Origin of the sequence: Klebsiella sp. GG_Kp146 (genome assembly GCF_040061975.1) — a bacterium.
Lineage (GTDB): Bacteria > Pseudomonadota > Gammaproteobacteria > Enterobacterales > Enterobacteriaceae > Klebsiella > Klebsiella quasipneumoniae.
Window position 1 is genome coordinate 127,324 of record NZ_JBEAHA010000010.1, and the last position, 13,603, is coordinate 140,926.

The 13,603-nt window shown below is 60.8% G+C and carries 18 protein-coding genes; 5 read left to right on the plus strand and 13 right to left on the minus strand.

Annotated elements, in window-relative coordinates; all coding sequences use genetic code 11:
- The first annotated feature begins 15 nt into the window (after positions 1–15).
- Positions 16–1,407: an APC family permease gene (locus ABLU95_RS11925; RefSeq protein ID WP_023289089.1), complete on the plus strand. Its 1,392-nt coding sequence runs from the start codon at positions 16–18 to the stop codon at positions 1,405–1,407.
- A gap of 118 nt (positions 1,408–1,525) precedes the next feature.
- Here the strand turns inward: ABLU95_RS11925 and ABLU95_RS11930 are convergent, their stop codons facing one another.
- Positions 1,526–1,648 (minus strand): small membrane protein, encoded by a 123-nt coding sequence (locus ABLU95_RS11930; RefSeq protein ID WP_002898600.1) that lies wholly within the window; start codon positions 1,646–1,648, stop codon positions 1,526–1,528.
- 255 nt (positions 1,649–1,903) lie between these two features.
- Here ABLU95_RS11930 and ABLU95_RS11935 point away from each other — a divergent pair, with 255 nt between their 5' ends.
- Complete coding sequence (locus ABLU95_RS11935) at positions 1,904–2,125, plus strand: hypothetical protein (protein WP_023289090.1); 222 nt, start codon at positions 1,904–1,906, stop codon at positions 2,123–2,125.
- A gap of 1 nt (position 2,126) precedes the next feature.
- Here ABLU95_RS11935 and ABLU95_RS11940 read toward each other — a convergent pair whose 3' ends face one another.
- Positions 2,127–2,915: an SDR family oxidoreductase gene (locus ABLU95_RS11940; protein WP_241516038.1), complete on the minus strand. Its 789-nt coding sequence runs from the start codon at positions 2,913–2,915 to the stop codon at positions 2,127–2,129.
- Between the two features lie 115 nt (positions 2,916–3,030).
- Positions 3,031–3,480 carry a helix-turn-helix domain-containing protein gene (locus tag ABLU95_RS11945; protein ID WP_023289093.1) on the minus strand — a complete coding sequence of 150 codons (450 nt, stop codon included), beginning with the start codon at positions 3,478–3,480 and terminating at the stop codon, positions 3,031–3,033.
- Positions 3,481–3,632: 152 nt separating this feature from the next.
- Here ABLU95_RS11945 and agp point away from each other — a divergent pair, with 152 nt between their 5' ends.
- On the plus strand, positions 3,633–4,886 hold the full coding sequence (gene agp, locus ABLU95_RS11950) for a bifunctional glucose-1-phosphatase/inositol phosphatase (protein ID WP_241516039.1): 1,254 nt from the start codon (positions 3,633–3,635) through the stop codon (positions 4,884–4,886).
- 66 nt (positions 4,887–4,952) lie between these two features.
- Here the strand turns inward: agp and ABLU95_RS11955 are convergent, their stop codons facing one another.
- The 3 genes from ABLU95_RS11955 to ABLU95_RS11965 form a co-directional block, all read right to left on the minus strand.
- Positions 4,953–5,180, minus strand: coding sequence for a YccJ family protein (locus ABLU95_RS11955; RefSeq protein WP_008805934.1), 228 nt, complete (start codon positions 5,178–5,180; stop codon positions 4,953–4,955).
- A 20-nt stretch (positions 5,181–5,200) separates the two neighbouring features.
- A complete protein-coding gene (gene wrbA / locus ABLU95_RS11960; RefSeq protein ID WP_002898704.1) occupies positions 5,201–5,797 on the minus strand; it encodes an NAD(P)H:quinone oxidoreductase in 597 nt (198 codons plus the stop codon).
- A 216-nt stretch (positions 5,798–6,013) separates the two neighbouring features.
- A complete protein-coding gene (locus ABLU95_RS11965; protein WP_032428724.1) occupies positions 6,014–6,145 on the minus strand; it encodes a hypothetical protein in 132 nt (43 codons plus the stop codon).
- A gap of 87 nt (positions 6,146–6,232) precedes the next feature.
- On the opposite strand from ABLU95_RS11965, the gene ABLU95_RS11970 reads away from it, so the two are divergent.
- Positions 6,233–6,406: a general stress protein gene (locus tag ABLU95_RS11970; protein WP_002898708.1), complete on the plus strand. Its 174-nt coding sequence runs from the start codon at positions 6,233–6,235 to the stop codon at positions 6,404–6,406.
- A 163-nt stretch (positions 6,407–6,569) separates the two neighbouring features.
- Positions 6,570–7,508: a DMT family transporter gene (locus tag ABLU95_RS11975; RefSeq protein WP_348879636.1), complete on the plus strand. Its 939-nt coding sequence runs from the start codon at positions 6,570–6,572 to the stop codon at positions 7,506–7,508.
- 579 nt (positions 7,509–8,087) lie between these two features.
- Here the strand turns inward: ABLU95_RS11975 and rutG are convergent.
- The 7 genes from rutG to rutA are packed head-to-tail and all read right to left on the minus strand — an operon-like array spanning position 8,088 to position 13,510.
- Positions 8,088–9,410, minus strand: a complete 1,323-nt coding sequence (gene rutG, locus ABLU95_RS11980) for a pyrimidine utilization transport protein G (protein ID WP_008805937.1) — start codon at positions 9,408–9,410, stop codon at positions 8,088–8,090.
- 21 nt (positions 9,411–9,431) lie between these two features.
- Positions 9,432–9,926, minus strand: coding sequence for an NADH-dependent FMN reductase RutF (gene rutF / locus ABLU95_RS11985; protein ID WP_080901298.1), 495 nt, complete (start codon positions 9,924–9,926; stop codon positions 9,432–9,434).
- A gap of 10 nt (positions 9,927–9,936) precedes the next feature.
- Complete coding sequence (locus tag ABLU95_RS11990; protein ID WP_241516041.1) at positions 9,937–10,527, minus strand: malonic semialdehyde reductase; 591 nt, start codon at positions 10,525–10,527, stop codon at positions 9,937–9,939.
- Positions 10,524–11,327, minus strand: coding sequence for a pyrimidine utilization protein D (gene rutD, locus ABLU95_RS11995; RefSeq protein ID WP_044522016.1), 804 nt, complete (start codon positions 11,325–11,327; stop codon positions 10,524–10,526). The genes ABLU95_RS11990 and rutD overlap by 4 nt, the downstream gene beginning before the upstream one ends.
- Positions 11,324–11,716 carry a pyrimidine utilization protein C gene (rutC, locus tag ABLU95_RS12000; protein ID WP_023289099.1) on the minus strand — a complete coding sequence of 131 codons (393 nt, stop codon included), beginning with the start codon at positions 11,714–11,716 and terminating at the stop codon, positions 11,324–11,326. Before rutC ends, rutD begins: the two co-directional genes overlap by 4 nt.
- Positions 11,709–12,419 carry a pyrimidine utilization protein B gene (rutB, locus tag ABLU95_RS12005; RefSeq protein WP_044522018.1) on the minus strand — a complete coding sequence of 237 codons (711 nt, stop codon included), beginning with the start codon at positions 12,417–12,419 and terminating at the stop codon, positions 11,709–11,711. The genes rutC and rutB overlap by 8 nt, the downstream gene beginning before the upstream one ends.
- On the minus strand, positions 12,419–13,510 hold the full coding sequence (gene rutA / locus ABLU95_RS12010) for a pyrimidine utilization protein A (RefSeq protein ID WP_004204507.1): 1,092 nt from the start codon (positions 13,508–13,510) through the stop codon (positions 12,419–12,421). Before rutA ends, rutB begins: the two co-directional genes overlap by 1 nt.
- Positions 13,511–13,603 lie beyond the last annotated feature (93 nt).

Here is a 13,603-nt window from a genome sequence, read left to right on the forward strand (position 1 = left end):
AGGGGGGAATGGTCGATGGCAATTAATCTTCCTGCGCATAACGCCGCTCAGGCGGGCAGACCGCGTCTGCGTAAATCCCTCAAACTCTGGCAAGTGGTGATGATGGGGCTCGCCTATCTGACGCCGATGACGGTGTTTGATACCTTCGGCATTGTCTCCGGCATCAGCAACGGCCACGTCCCGGCGTCGTATTTGCTGGCGCTGGCTGGCGTGCTGTTCACCGCCATCAGCTACGGCAAACTGGTGCGCCAGTTCCCGGAAGCCGGCTCCGCCTACACCTACGCGCAAAAATCCATCAGCCCGCACGTCGGCTTTATGGTCGGCTGGTCGTCGCTGCTGGATTATCTGTTCCTGCCGATGATCAACGTCCTGCTGGCGAAGATCTATCTCTCGGCGCTGTTCCCGGAAGTACCGCCGTGGGTGTGGGTGGTGACCTTTGTCGCCATTCTTACCGCCGCGAACCTGAAAAGCGTTAACCTGGTGGCCAACTTCAACACCCTGTTCGTGTTGGTGCAGATCTCGATTATGGTGGTGTTTGTCATTCTGGTGGTCCAGGGGCTGCACAAAGGCGAGGGGGTAGGGACCGTCTGGTCGCTGCAGCCGTTTATCAGCCAGAATGCGCATCTGATCCCGATTATTACCGGGGCGACCATCGTCTGCTTTTCGTTTCTCGGTTTCGACGCGGTGACCACGCTGTCGGAAGAGACGCCTGACGCCGCGCGGGTGATCCCGAAGGCGATTTTTCTCACCGCGATGTACGGCGGCATTATTTTCATCGTCGCGTCGTTCTTTATGCAGCTGTTTTTCCCGGATATTCATCGCTTTAAAGACCCGGACGCCGCGCTGCCGGAGATTGCGCTGTACGTGGGCGGCAAGCTGTTCCAGTCAATTTTCCTCTGCACCACCTTTGTTAACACCCTGGCGTCCGGCCTGGCGTCCCATGCCAGCGTCTCCCGTCTGCTGTACGTGATGGGCCGGGATAACGTCTTCCCGGAGCGCATTTTCGGCTATGTGCATCCGAAATGGCGCACCCCGGCGTTGAACGTGATTATGGTGGGTATTGTCGCGCTGTCGGCGCTGTTCTTCGACCTGGTGACCGCCACCGCGTTGATTAACTTCGGCGCGCTGGTGGCCTTCACCTTCGTTAACCTGTCGGTGTTCAACCACTTCTGGCGGCGCAAAGGGTACAACAAAACCTGGAAGGATCGACTGCACTATCTGCTACTGCCGATGGTCGGGGCGTTGACGGTAGGGGTGCTGTGGATCAACCTCGAGGCCACTTCCCTGACGCTCGGTCTGGTCTGGGCGGCGCTTGGTCTGCTGTATCTGGCTTATCTGACCCGTCGCTTCCGTAAACCGCCGCCGCAGTTCGATGCCGCCAAGGCGGAGCAGGCCTGGGAGTCCTAGAGCCTGACGCAGAAACCGAACAAAGGCAGGCCCGCAGGCCTGCCTTTGTTATGGCATCGGTAAGGGACAGTACAGGATGGTAAAGAAATCAGCAGAAAACGGCGGAGAACGGAAGGTATTATTTCTTCTTTTTATGGACAGGTAACTGACTGGCGCGCCGCTCTTTGAGGTACGACACCAGACTGTAGATGGCGACGCCCAGCAGCGCCACCGCGACGATAAAGAGAATAAGACCCGACATAGACCAACCTAAAATTCTGTTTAGAAAGGGAAAAAGATACAGGGCTCAGTTGAAGATAACATCGGGATATGTCTGAAAGATGACGCCTCATCGCGGGAATATCCGCCGCAGGGGGTGTGATAAAATATTTCCCGCAGGAATGTGAAAGCCTGGGTTTCAGCTGAAAGGGCGTAACACTCCGTTAAGTGATTTTACAGAAGTGCGGCCAGCAGCGGGTTACGCTGACCGCGAATTAGAATGATCTGAGAGCAAGACATGTATAAGAAAACCCTCAGCCTGCTGGGCGTGGCGCTGGCGCTGACGGCCTTCGCCAGTCAGGCTGAAAATGAACGTCAGGCGATCCGCGAGCGGATCGTGGAGCAGGTCCTGAAACCGTGTGAAGGTAAAAAAGCGGGCGATAAGGTGGTGATCACCGATCGCCGCGGCGGTGAGCACGAGGCGATCTGTACCCTGGCGGCGGTTCCACTGCCGGAGTGAGTTAGCGATATCGCGGCGCCGGTTGCCCGGTTCGCGCGCTGGTAAACAGCGCCAGTCGCGTCTGCTCGAAAGCCTCCCACAATCCCAGGTCATGCACGGGCGGTAAGGTGACCTTCTCCCCTATCTCCAGTCCCCTGAGGGCGGCGTCAACCAGATCCTCGGTGGTCATGACCGTACCGGTGGGCAGGGCGTCCAGCGCCACGCCGGAGGTCGGCCACAGATCGGTGGCGGTCGCCGCCGGCAATACCGCCTGAATACGCACGCCGCTGTCGGCAAACTCATCCTGCAGGCCACGGGTAAAGCTCAACACCCAGGCTTTGCTGGCGCTGTAGACCGCGCTGCCCGGCAGCGTATGCAGCGCAAGAATAGAGGCAATATTGATCAGCGTTCCGCGGCCCCGGGGAGCGAAAGCGGCCAGCGCGGCATAGCTCAGGCGCAGGAGCGCGGTGGTGTTGAGCGTATGAATCGCCTGGTGCTCGCGCGGCGTACTGGCGAGAAAGCCCGCCATTTTTGCCGTGCCGGCGTTGTTGATGAACAGGTCAATGGCGGGATCGTGCTGCAGATGCTGCTCCACGGCTTCAATGCCTTGCTCCTCGCTCAGGTCGGCCTTGACGATGCTGGCCCGGATGGCGTAGCGCGCCTGCAGCTGCCCGGCGAGCGCCTGCAGCCGATCTTCACGGCGTGCGGCGAGGATCAGATCGTAGCCGCGAGCGGCGAGTCGTTCGGCATAGATCGCGCCGATACCTGAGGAGGCGCCGGTGATAAAAGCAGTGTGCGATGACTGGGACATGAGTATTGCCTCTTAAAAGGTTGCATTATTAAACCAAATTCAGCATGAGATACTTGGTTTAATAATGCAACCATTTTGCCGGGCTTTTTTTATTTTTGCCTGCCGCGGGCAGCGATTAGTCGTTCAGCGGAACGGCGATGGTGATATCCGCCGGGGCCAGCTCACGGCCATCCGCCGCCTGCAGGACCAGTTTACGCAGGGGCTGGCGCTGCTGGCGGTCAATGAGCCGGGTTGCCGGTTCGTCAGGATCGAACAGATAGTCATCCGCCCACTGGGAAAGGGCGACCAGCACGGTCTGCAAGGCGCGGCCCTTATCCGTCAGGACGTACTCCTGCCAGGCGCTGCCGTCGGAGGCCGGCTGCAGACGCAGGATGCCTTCATCCACCAGCATTTTCAGGCGTCCGGCGAGCATATTTTTGGCAATGCCGAGGTTTTTCTGGAATTCACTAAAACGGCACGCCCCGCGCAGGGCATCGCGGACGATAAGCAGCGACCACCAGTCACCGATAACGTCGAGGGAGCGGGCGACAGGACAGCAGCTGTTTTCAAGACGGGTACGTTTCACGAAAGCCTCCAGGGTAGTTGTTTCATTATAAAACTATTTGGTCGGCAGAGGAAATTTTCGGCGGCGGTCTAAGTTTGCGAGCGAATGCCAGGAAAAATGGCATAAATCCGTCACAATTAACCCGATGATAATAAATGACTAAGGATGAAGGGATGAAAAAACGTCTACTCGCCGCCGCCGCCGCCGTAGCCGGCGCGGTCATGTTATCCGCCGGCGCTCTGGCGCAGGACACGGCCGCCCCGGAGGGGTATCAGCTGCAGCAGGTGCTGATCATGAGTCGTCACAACCTGCGCGCGCCGCTGGCCAATAACGGTAGCGTGCTGGAGCAGTCCACCGCCAAAGCCTGGCCGCAATGGGATGTGCCAGGCGGCCAGCTGACCACCAAGGGTGGCGTGCTGGAGGTGTATATGGGCCACTATATGCGCGAATGGCTGGCGCAGCAGAAGCTGGTGACCAGCGGCGAGTGCCCGCCGGAAAACGCTGTTTACGTCTACGCTAACAGCCTGCAGCGCACCGTCGCCACCGCGCAGTTCTTTATCACCGGCGCGTTCCCGGGCTGCGGCATTGCGGTGCATCATCAGCCGCAGATGGGCACCATGGACCCGACCTTCAACCCGGTTATCACCGACGACTCCCCGGCGTTTCGTGAGAAAGCGCTGCAGGCGATGGAAAAAGAGCGCCAGGGGTTGCAGTTGACCGAGAGTTACAAGCTACTGGAGACGATGATCGATTACCGCAACTCGCCCTCCTGCAAAGAGAAGCAGGTCTGTTCCCTGAGCGAGGGTAAAGATACCTTTAGCGCCGGTTATCAGCAGGAGCCGGGGGTGTCCGGGCCGCTGAAGGTGGGCAACTCGCTGGTGGACGCCTTCACCCTGCAATATTATGAAGGCTTCCCCAAAGACCAGGTGGCGTGGGGGGAGATCACCAGCGATAAGCAGTGGCAGGTACTGTCGAAGCTGAAAAACGGCTATCAGGATAGTCTGTTTACTTCGGTGGCGGTGGCGCAAAACGTGGCCAAGCCGCTGGTCAACTATATCGATAACGCGCTGGTGGGCGAGGGGGCCAGCAAGGCGAAAGTCACGCTGCTGGTGGGACACGACTCGAATATTGCCTCGCTGCTGACGGCGCTGGACTTTAAGCCCTATCAACTGCCCGGCCAGTATGAGCGCACGCCTATCGGCGGCAAACTGCTGTTTCAACGCTGGCACGACAGCGGCAGCAACCGCGATCTGATGAAGATTGAGTATGTGTACCAGAGCACCGAGCAGCTGCGTAACGCCGACCCATTGACGTTGCAGACCCCGCCGCAGCGGGTCACGCTGGCGCTTAACGGCTGCCCGGTCGATGACCAGGGTTTCTGTCCGCTGGAGACCTTTAAAAAGGTGATCAACGAGGCGGCGAAATAACGAAAAAACCCGGAGCAATCCGGGTTTTTTAGCAGGTTAGGGTGAGACTCGGCAGGGATAAACGTCCTAAACGTTTTTACGCTCAATCGTCTGTTCACCCCAGAACAGCGCATCTTTATCGGTTTTGGCAAAGGCCAGCGCCAGCACTTCGTCGCTGCCTTCCTCCCAGATTTGCTCCGCCAGTTTTTCATCATAGTGGGCGACTTCGAAAATCGCCTCGGCGATCTCCGGCGAGGTGTTACGTAAACTTGCCCATTCGCCGACGCGATGTGCTTTTGCTTCTTGAGTTGGCATAGTGCTCCTCCTGCGGAAGATTAGCCGTGCAGTTTAACGGCCAGTTTGGCGACATGTTCACCCTGATAGCGGGCGATGGCTAACTCTTCCTCGCTTGGCTGACGCGAGCCGTCGCCGCCGGCAATGGTGGTGGCGCCATAAGGCGTCCCGCCGCGGACCTGGGAGATATCGAACAGCTCCTGGGCGCCGTAGCCGATCGGCACGATGATCATGCCGTGGTGGGCCAGCGTCGTCCAGGTGGAGGTAATGGTTTGTTCCTGGCCGCCGCCGGTGCCGGTTGAGCTGAATACGCTGGCGATCTTGCCATACAGCGCGCCGGATGCCCACAGGCCGCCGGTCTGATCGAGGAAGGTGCGCATTTGTCCGGACATATTGCCGAAACGAGTCGGGGTACCAAAGATGATGGCGTCATACTCAGCCAGTTCCTGCGGCGTAGCGACAGGCGCGTTTTGCGTTTTACCGCCTGCTTTGGCAAACGCTTCTGCCTGCATGGTTTCCGGCACGCGCTTCACAACCACCTCAACGCCGTCCACCCGGTTCGCCCCATCGGCGACGGCGTGAGCCATGGTTTCAATGTGTCCATACATGGAATAATAAAGCACCAGAATTTTAGCCATTTCCATCACTCCTCGGTTGCATTATAAGCCAGCCAAATAGCTGGTACCTTTAAAGATAAAGCCTCTGCCGAAGAGTGCAAATCCAACGGGCATTTATTTGATTTATAACAAAATGACAAAGCATTATTTACTTTTCCTTGCGCAGCGCGGCCTGAGCGGCGGAGAAGCGGGAAGCGATGCCTCCGCCATTCTGGCCGGTACGGCGAGGATGTAGCATCAGGATACATTTTCGCTAACTATTTTTTCTTCGTCAGCAGAGGACGTTAGCGCCATCACGCGGCGTGAGGGGATTTTTTTCGCCAGGCTTTGTTTCTGAATGTGACATTTGCCATCGTCAGCGGCAGTCATTCACTAACCTTATAGATACGCGGCAGGACAGCGGCGTCGCCGCTCCCGCGTAATGCACTATGATGTCTAACCTAATGGAGGTCAGTAATGGCAAACCATCGTGGCGGTTCTGGCAACTTTGCTGAGGACCGTGAAAGAGCATCAGAAGCAGGACGTAAAGGTGGCCAGCATAGCGGGGGGAATTTTAAAAATGACCCTCAGCGCGCCTCAGAGGCTGGTAAAAAAGGGGGTAAAAACAGTCACGGTAGTCGTGAGAGTTAACGCGCGACTCGCACTGTTCTCTTTGATGCGGTGTTAATCTCCCCGACCCAACCGCATCGCCCTCGCCGCCGGCATCAGCCGGCGGTTTTTTTTAGCTGTCGGAGGTTGCGCTACCGCCGGGCCGATTGCACACTGGTCGCCCGTTAATCGTCATGGCTGTTTTATGTCTTCGTTAAAATTCTCCGTTAGCCGCCAGGAAGCGCTCCTTATCATGATCACCATGTTCTGGGGAGGGACCTTCCTTGCCGTGCAGTATGCGGTCAGCCTCAGCGGGCCGCTGTTTTTTGTCGGCCTGCGTTTCGCGACTGCCGCGCTGGCGGTGGGTCTGCTCTCGCTGCGCACCCTCCGCGGTATGACATGGCTGGAGGTGAAGGCGGGGGTGGCGATTGGCGTGGCGATTGCGCTGGGGTATGGGCTGCAGACCTGGGGACTGCAGTCGATCTCCAGCAGTAAGTCTGCCTTTATCACGGCGATGTATGTGCCGCTGGTGCCGCTACTGCAGTGGCTGTGCCTGGGTCGTATGCCGGGGGGGATGTCCTGCGTGGGGATTGTGCTGGCCTTTATCGGTTTGATCCTGCTGGCCGGGCCGGAAAACAATCTGCTGGCGCTTGGCGTGGGGGAGATGATCACGCTGGCGAGCGCGCTGGCGATTGCCGCGGAGATTATCCTTATCAGCGCCTGGGCCGGGAAAGTGGATGTTCGGCGTGTGACGGTGGTGCAGCTGGCGACCGCGTCGCTGATGGCTTTCGCCGCCATGAAGCCGGCCGGTGAGTCAGTGCCGCCGTTGACGCCGGCGCTGCTCGGCGTGGCGCTGGGGCTGGGCATTTTCAGCGCGATCATTCAGGTGACCATGAACTGGGCGCAGCGCAGCGTCTCGCCGACGCGGGCCACGCTGATCTATACCGGCGAACCGGTGTGGGCCGGTATCTTTGGCCGGTTGGCAGGTGAGCGTCTGCCGCTGCTGGCCCTCCTCGGCTGCGTCTTTATCCTCGCGGGAGTGCTGGTGAGCGAGCTGAAGTGGAAGCGCAAACCGCCGCTGCAGATGTCAACGAATAACGATGCGCAACCGCTCCCGGACCTGGCCGATCGTCGCGAGCCGTAATCTTTCCTTCTGTCCCGGCAGCGGCGCTTATTCTGGCTGGTACTCGTCCGGCTCTGATTGTCTCCAGGCCCGCGCAAGCGCAGCGCCGCCGGGCGATAGCATCAGGCACGGCGTCGCTTTTCTGCCGGGTGGCGGCTGCGCCTTACCCGGCCTACGTCCGTACGACCTGTTATTAATTTAACCACTTGCGCGACTGAAACTGCCGGTGCTGGCGGCCTCAAAATCGCTGAGACGTTCCCGGAAGGCCGGGGCAGCCCGCATGGATGCGGGCTGAGGGCCGTGTTTTGCACGGACGCTGCCTCGGCCCGACCCGAAGCCTGCAGGGATAAGTCGAAGGGACCACGCAGTGGCGATTTTGCTGGCCGGAGCCCGGGGGTACAGGGGGCGGCGGCGACTGGCCGCCCCCTGTGCGCTCCCGGCGCCATGAGAGACATAACGCAGAAGACATATCGGGAGCGCCATCTGCCTGGATATAACCCAGAACAGCCGTTTTTCCGGGGCGAAACCGTTGCAAACCGATAACTGTATCGACTTATCCGGCCCCCACCGCTCCCTGCGCCAACGCTGCGCTAATGTGGCTTAAACCGGCGTTACCCTGGCCTCCTTCGCCTCACGCGTCCCGCGATGAAGCAGCGCGTGCAGCAGGATCGCCCCGAAGGTGGCGGTACCAATCCCGCCCAGCGTAAAGCCGCCCAGCGACAGCGCGAAATCGCCGGCGCCCAGCACCAGGGTCACAGACACCATGATCAGATTGCTGTTCTGGCTGAGGTCGACGCGGTTTTGCACCCAGATCCGCGCCCCGGCGACGGCGATCAGGCCAAAGACCACGATCGAGGCGCCGCCGATCACCGGCCCGGGAATGGTGTGGATTAATGCGCCGAATTTCGGCGAGAAGCCCAGCAGCATGGCAATCAGCGCCGCGGCGACAAACACCAGCGTCGAGTAGACCTTGGTCACCGCCATGACGCCGATGTTCTCCGCATAGGTCGTGACCCCGCTGCCGCCGACCGAGCCGGAGAGCATGGTCGCCAGACCATCGCCGACGAAGGCGCGCCCCATGTACGGATCCATATTGCGCCCGGTCATCCCGGCGACGGCCTTCAGGTGGCCGAGGTTCTCGGCCACCAGGATCACCGCGACCGGGGCAATCAACATCATCGCCTGGCCGTTAAAGGATGGGGTGGTAAAGTGCGGCAGCCCGAACCACGCCGCCTGGGCGAGGGGAGAGAAGTCCAGCGGTTTGCCGAGGCCAAAGCCGTTAGCCAGCAGGGCGTACAGCGCGCAGGCGACGATCAGGCCGACCAGGATCAGCAGACGCTGCAGCATTCCGCGGGTAAATACCGCGACTATGCCGATACAGAGCACGGTTAACACCGCCATCCAGCTGTCGAAGGCGCTGGCGGAGACGCTGCGCACGGCAATCGGCGCCAGGTTCAGGCCGATAGCCATCACCACCGCCCCGGTCACCACCGGCGGCATCAGGCGCTCGATCCAGCGGGTGCCGATCTTCATCACCACCAGACCGATCAGGGTATAGACCAGCCCGCAGGCGATGATCCCGCCAAGGGCGACGCTGAGGTGAGGGTTGAGTCCCTGGCCGTTAAAGCCGGTAATGGCGATCACCACCCCGACAAAGGCGGCGCTGGAGCCGAGATAGCTCGGCACCCGTCCGCCGGTGACGACAAAGAACAGCAGGGTGCCGACCCCCGACATCAGTATGGACAGATTCGGGTCGAGCCCCATCAACAACGGCATCAGCACCGTCGCGCCGAACATCGCAACGGCGTGCTGCACGCCCATCACCAGCGTTTGCCCGGCCGATAAGCGTTCATCGGGCGCGACAACGCCGGATTCTGCAGCGGGGGAGGTCAGCTTCCAGCGAGGAAAATCGAAGAGTGCCATGATGATATCCCGGGTTAAAGGTTAACAAGCGGGTCGCATAAGCGTGTGATAGCCGCGGTCAAACCACATCAGACCCCGGGGTTCCGGGTGACGGGTAATGGCCACGACGTGACAAAACAGAATGTCGTGCGTGCCGACGCTGACGCGCTGGTCGATGCGGCAGTCAAAGCTGACCAGCGCCGCCTCCAGCCGCGGACAGCCGGTGGCGCCGGTCTGCCAGTCGGCGGCGGCAAAGCGCTCGTCCATCGCCGTTTTACCGCCAAACAGCGTTGACAGCGCCTCCTGTCCCGCCGCCAGGGTATTGACGCACAGCGTGTGGTGTTCGCTGAACACCGGCCACACGGAGGCTGAGCGGTTCAGACAGACCAACAGGGTCGGCGGGGTGTCGGTCACGCTGCAGACCGCGCTGGCGGTAAAGCCCGCCCGGCCCGCCGGGCCATCGGTGGTAATAATGTTAACCGCGGCGCCGACGCGGGCCATGGCGTCACGAAAACTCGCTTTGTCCGCTAACTTCATCGTCAACTCCTTATGCCAGCAGGCAGGCTTCATCAAAGGACAGACGCGGCAGGCGGCCATACAGTTTGCCGGGGTCGCCATAGCCGATGTTCACCAGCAGGTTGCTTTTCCAGCCGTTGTCGGCGAAAAACGCTGCATCGACTTTTTCCCGATCGAAACCGGACATCGGCCCGGTGTCGAGTCCCAGCGCCCGGCAGGCGAAAATCAGATATGCCGCCTGCAGGGAGCTATTGCGAAACGCGGTCTCTTCCGCCAGCTGCGGGCTGGAGGTGAACCAGCTGCGGGCATCGCCGTGGGGAAACAGGGTCGGTAGCCGGTCGTAAAAGGCGCTGTCCCACGCCACGATGGCGGTCACCGGCGCCTGCATGGTTTTCTGCAGATTGCCGCTGGAGAGCGTCGGGCGGAGCTTCTCTTTGCCTTCCGCGCTGCGCACGAACACGATGCGCGCCGGCGAACAGTTGGCGGAAGTCGGCCCCATTTTCATCAGGTCCCAGACTGCCTGCAGCTGCGCATCGCTCACTGGCTTATCCAGCCAGCCGTTGTGGGTCCGGGCCTGGGTAAACAGCGTCTCGCAGGCCGTCTGGTTTATCGCGTTGTTCATCGGGTCTCCCTGGCGACCGGCAGCATTGCAGCCAGCCCGTCGCGTAAAATGGTATTAAAGGTATCGGCGTCGGTGACGTTGCAGGCATGCCCGCCCCACGGCATTTCCACGCGCTGGCTGCCGGGGATCGCCGTCTGCAGCACGCGGGAGCAGGAGGCCGGGACCAGCAGGTCGTCAGCGGCGCTAACCATCAGCGTCGGGCAGGCGATGGCCGCCGCGCGACGGGAAAAATCAGCCTGCTTCAGGGCCTGCAGCCGCTTCAGCAGGTTCTCCTTGCCCTGAAAATGGCTGATGGCAAGCGCATCTTCGGCTTCGAGGCGCGGCAGGCGCGCGGCCATCCATTCCGCCGGGTAGAGAAACAGCGGCTGCGCTTCGACCCACGCCTGCGCGCCGCCGGCATGCAGCAGACGCTCGCGCACCAGGAAGCAGCGGCGGGTGTGCGGCGACAGCGACAGCCAGCCGTTGACCAGCACCAGGGCGCTCACCGCCTCGGGGCGATCGAGCGCCAGCTGCAGGCCAATCAGCGCCCCCAGCGCGTGGCCCACCAGCGCGAAGCGGGCGATCCCCGCCGCCTGCAGAGCGCTGAACAGCTCCCCGGCCATCGTCGCCATGCTGTAGTCGGCTGGCAGCGGACCGGCGTTCTCCCCGGTCCCGTTATGGTCATAACTCACCAGCTGATACTGTTCCTCCAGCGCCGCGCGCTGCGCCAGCCAGTAGCCGCCGCCGCCGCCCAGACCTGCGCTGAGGACCACCACCGGCGCGCCGGGCCATGGGGCCGGAGCAATATTGAGCCTCATCATGTCGGGGTGCCGATATGGGCGACGCTGGCGATTTCCACCAGCGCATCGGGCTTCACCAGCCCGCACTGAATGCAGAAGCGCGCGGGTTTATCGCCAGGGAAGAACTCGGCGTAAACCTCGTTAATCGCGGCGTAATTTGTCCAGTCGGTGATAAAGATGCTGTTGAAAGTCACATCCGCCATACTCCCGCCCGCCGTTTCGATAACGCTCTTGATGGTCTCCAGTACGTGGCGGGTTTGCGCCTTTGGGTCGCCGATATGCACCACATTGTTTTGCTTATCAAACGGCAGAGTGCCGGAGACGTAGATCACGCCATCGGCGAGCGTCCCCGGAACAAAGGGGGCAATCGGCGTGGTGGTGCCTGGCGGAATAATCACCTGTTTAGGCATAACGTTTCTCCTGGGCTAAAGACAGCGGGGTGGCAGGGGACAGCGCGCGGCAGAAGCTCTCGACATCGCTGACCCAGCCGAAAAAGGTTTCTATATTGAACAGCGCCGCCTGCTGGGCGAAGGCCGGTCCGGCCTGATGGGTAGCATCCTCCAGCACCACGCCGAAGTATTCGAGGAAGAAACCATCGCGCAGCGTCGATTCGACGCAGACGTTGGTGGCGATCCCGGTGAACACCAGATGACGGATGCCGCGGCTGCGCAAAATGCTGTCGAGCGGAGTGTTAAAGAAGCCGCTGTAGCGCGGTTTCGGCAACACGATGTCGCCTTCCTGCGGCGTCAGCTCGTCCACCAGCTGATAATCCCAGCCGCCTTTCGCCAGCAGCTTGCCCTGCAGTTCCGGGCGCTGACGCATCGTTTTCAGCGCGTTGGACTTATGGTAGTTCGGCGAGCCCGGGCCGCCGGCTTCAACATACTGGTCATCCCAGCCGTTCTGGAACCAGATAATCAGCATGCCCGCGGCGCGGGCGGCGGCGACGGCGGTATTTATATTGTCGATAACCGGCCGGGTGGCGGAGACGTCAAATCCGGCGAGATCCAGATAACCGCCGAGGCTGGCGTAGGCGTTCTGCATATCGACAACAATCAGCGCGCTCTGCTGCGGCGCGAAGGTCAGGGATTCCGGGCGAGCGGGAAGGGTAATCATCAGGCCACCTCACGGGTAACAGGAGCAATATGGTCCCGGCAGCGCATCAGCGGCTGAATGCGTTCGCCAAAGGCGTCGATGCCGGCAAGAAAATCATCAAAGGTCAGCAGCACACCGTCGGTGCCGGGCACGCTCGCGACTTCATCAAGCATACGGGCGACGCTGGCATAGGATCCGACAAGGGTGCCCATGTTGATATTGACCGCCGAGGTGGGGTCGGCCATCTGGCGCACGTTGGTATCGCTGCCGGAGCGGGTGTCTTTCTGACTCTGCTCGGTGAGCCACGCCAGCGCTTCTTCATCGGCGCCCGCTTTGTAGTGCTCCCATTTGGCGCGCGCCGCTTCGTCGGTTTCGTCAGCGATCACCATGAACAGCACATAGGAGCCTACGTCACGGCCGGTTTTTTCCGCCGCCTGCATCATACGCGCCGCGGTCGGCGCGAAGGCCGTTGGCGTGTTGACCCCTTTGCCAAAGCAGAAGTTATAGTCGGCGTGCTGGGCGGAGAAGGCCATGCCGGCGTCACTCTGCCCGGCGCAGATCACCTTCATCGGCTGCGAAGGGCGAGGGCTGACCCGGCAGTCGTTCATGGTGAAGTAGTCGCCTTTGAAATCGCTGCGCCCGGTGCCCCACAGGTCGCGGAGCACCTGAACGTATTCGGTGAGATAGTCATAGCGGCTGGCGAAATAGTCATCCCCCGGCCACATGCCCATCTGGTCATATTCCGGTTTTTGCCAGCCGGTCACCAGATTGACGCCAAACCGGCCGCCGGAGATGGAGTCGATGGTGGAGGCCATCCGGGCGACGATCGCCGGCGGCAGCGTGAGGGTGGCGGCGGTGGCGTAGATCTGGATCTTCGAGGTCACCGCGGCCAGGCCGGCCATCAGGGTGAAGGACTCCAGGTTGTGATCCCAGAATTCGGTTTTCCCGCCGAAGCCGCGCAGCTTGATCATGGAGAGCGCGAAGTCGAAATGGTAGTGCTCGGCTTTCTGTACGATAGCCTTATTCAGTTCGAAGGTCGGCATATACTGCGGGGCATGGGTGGAGATCAGCCAGCCGTTGTTGCCAATGGGAACGAAAACACCAATTTTCATACCTACCTCTCTACAGTCATGGAAGATGGGTTGCGGTGGCGCGGCATCCTGCCTCTCCCTGGACCACCTCGCAGAAGAGGTAAAGCAAACGCA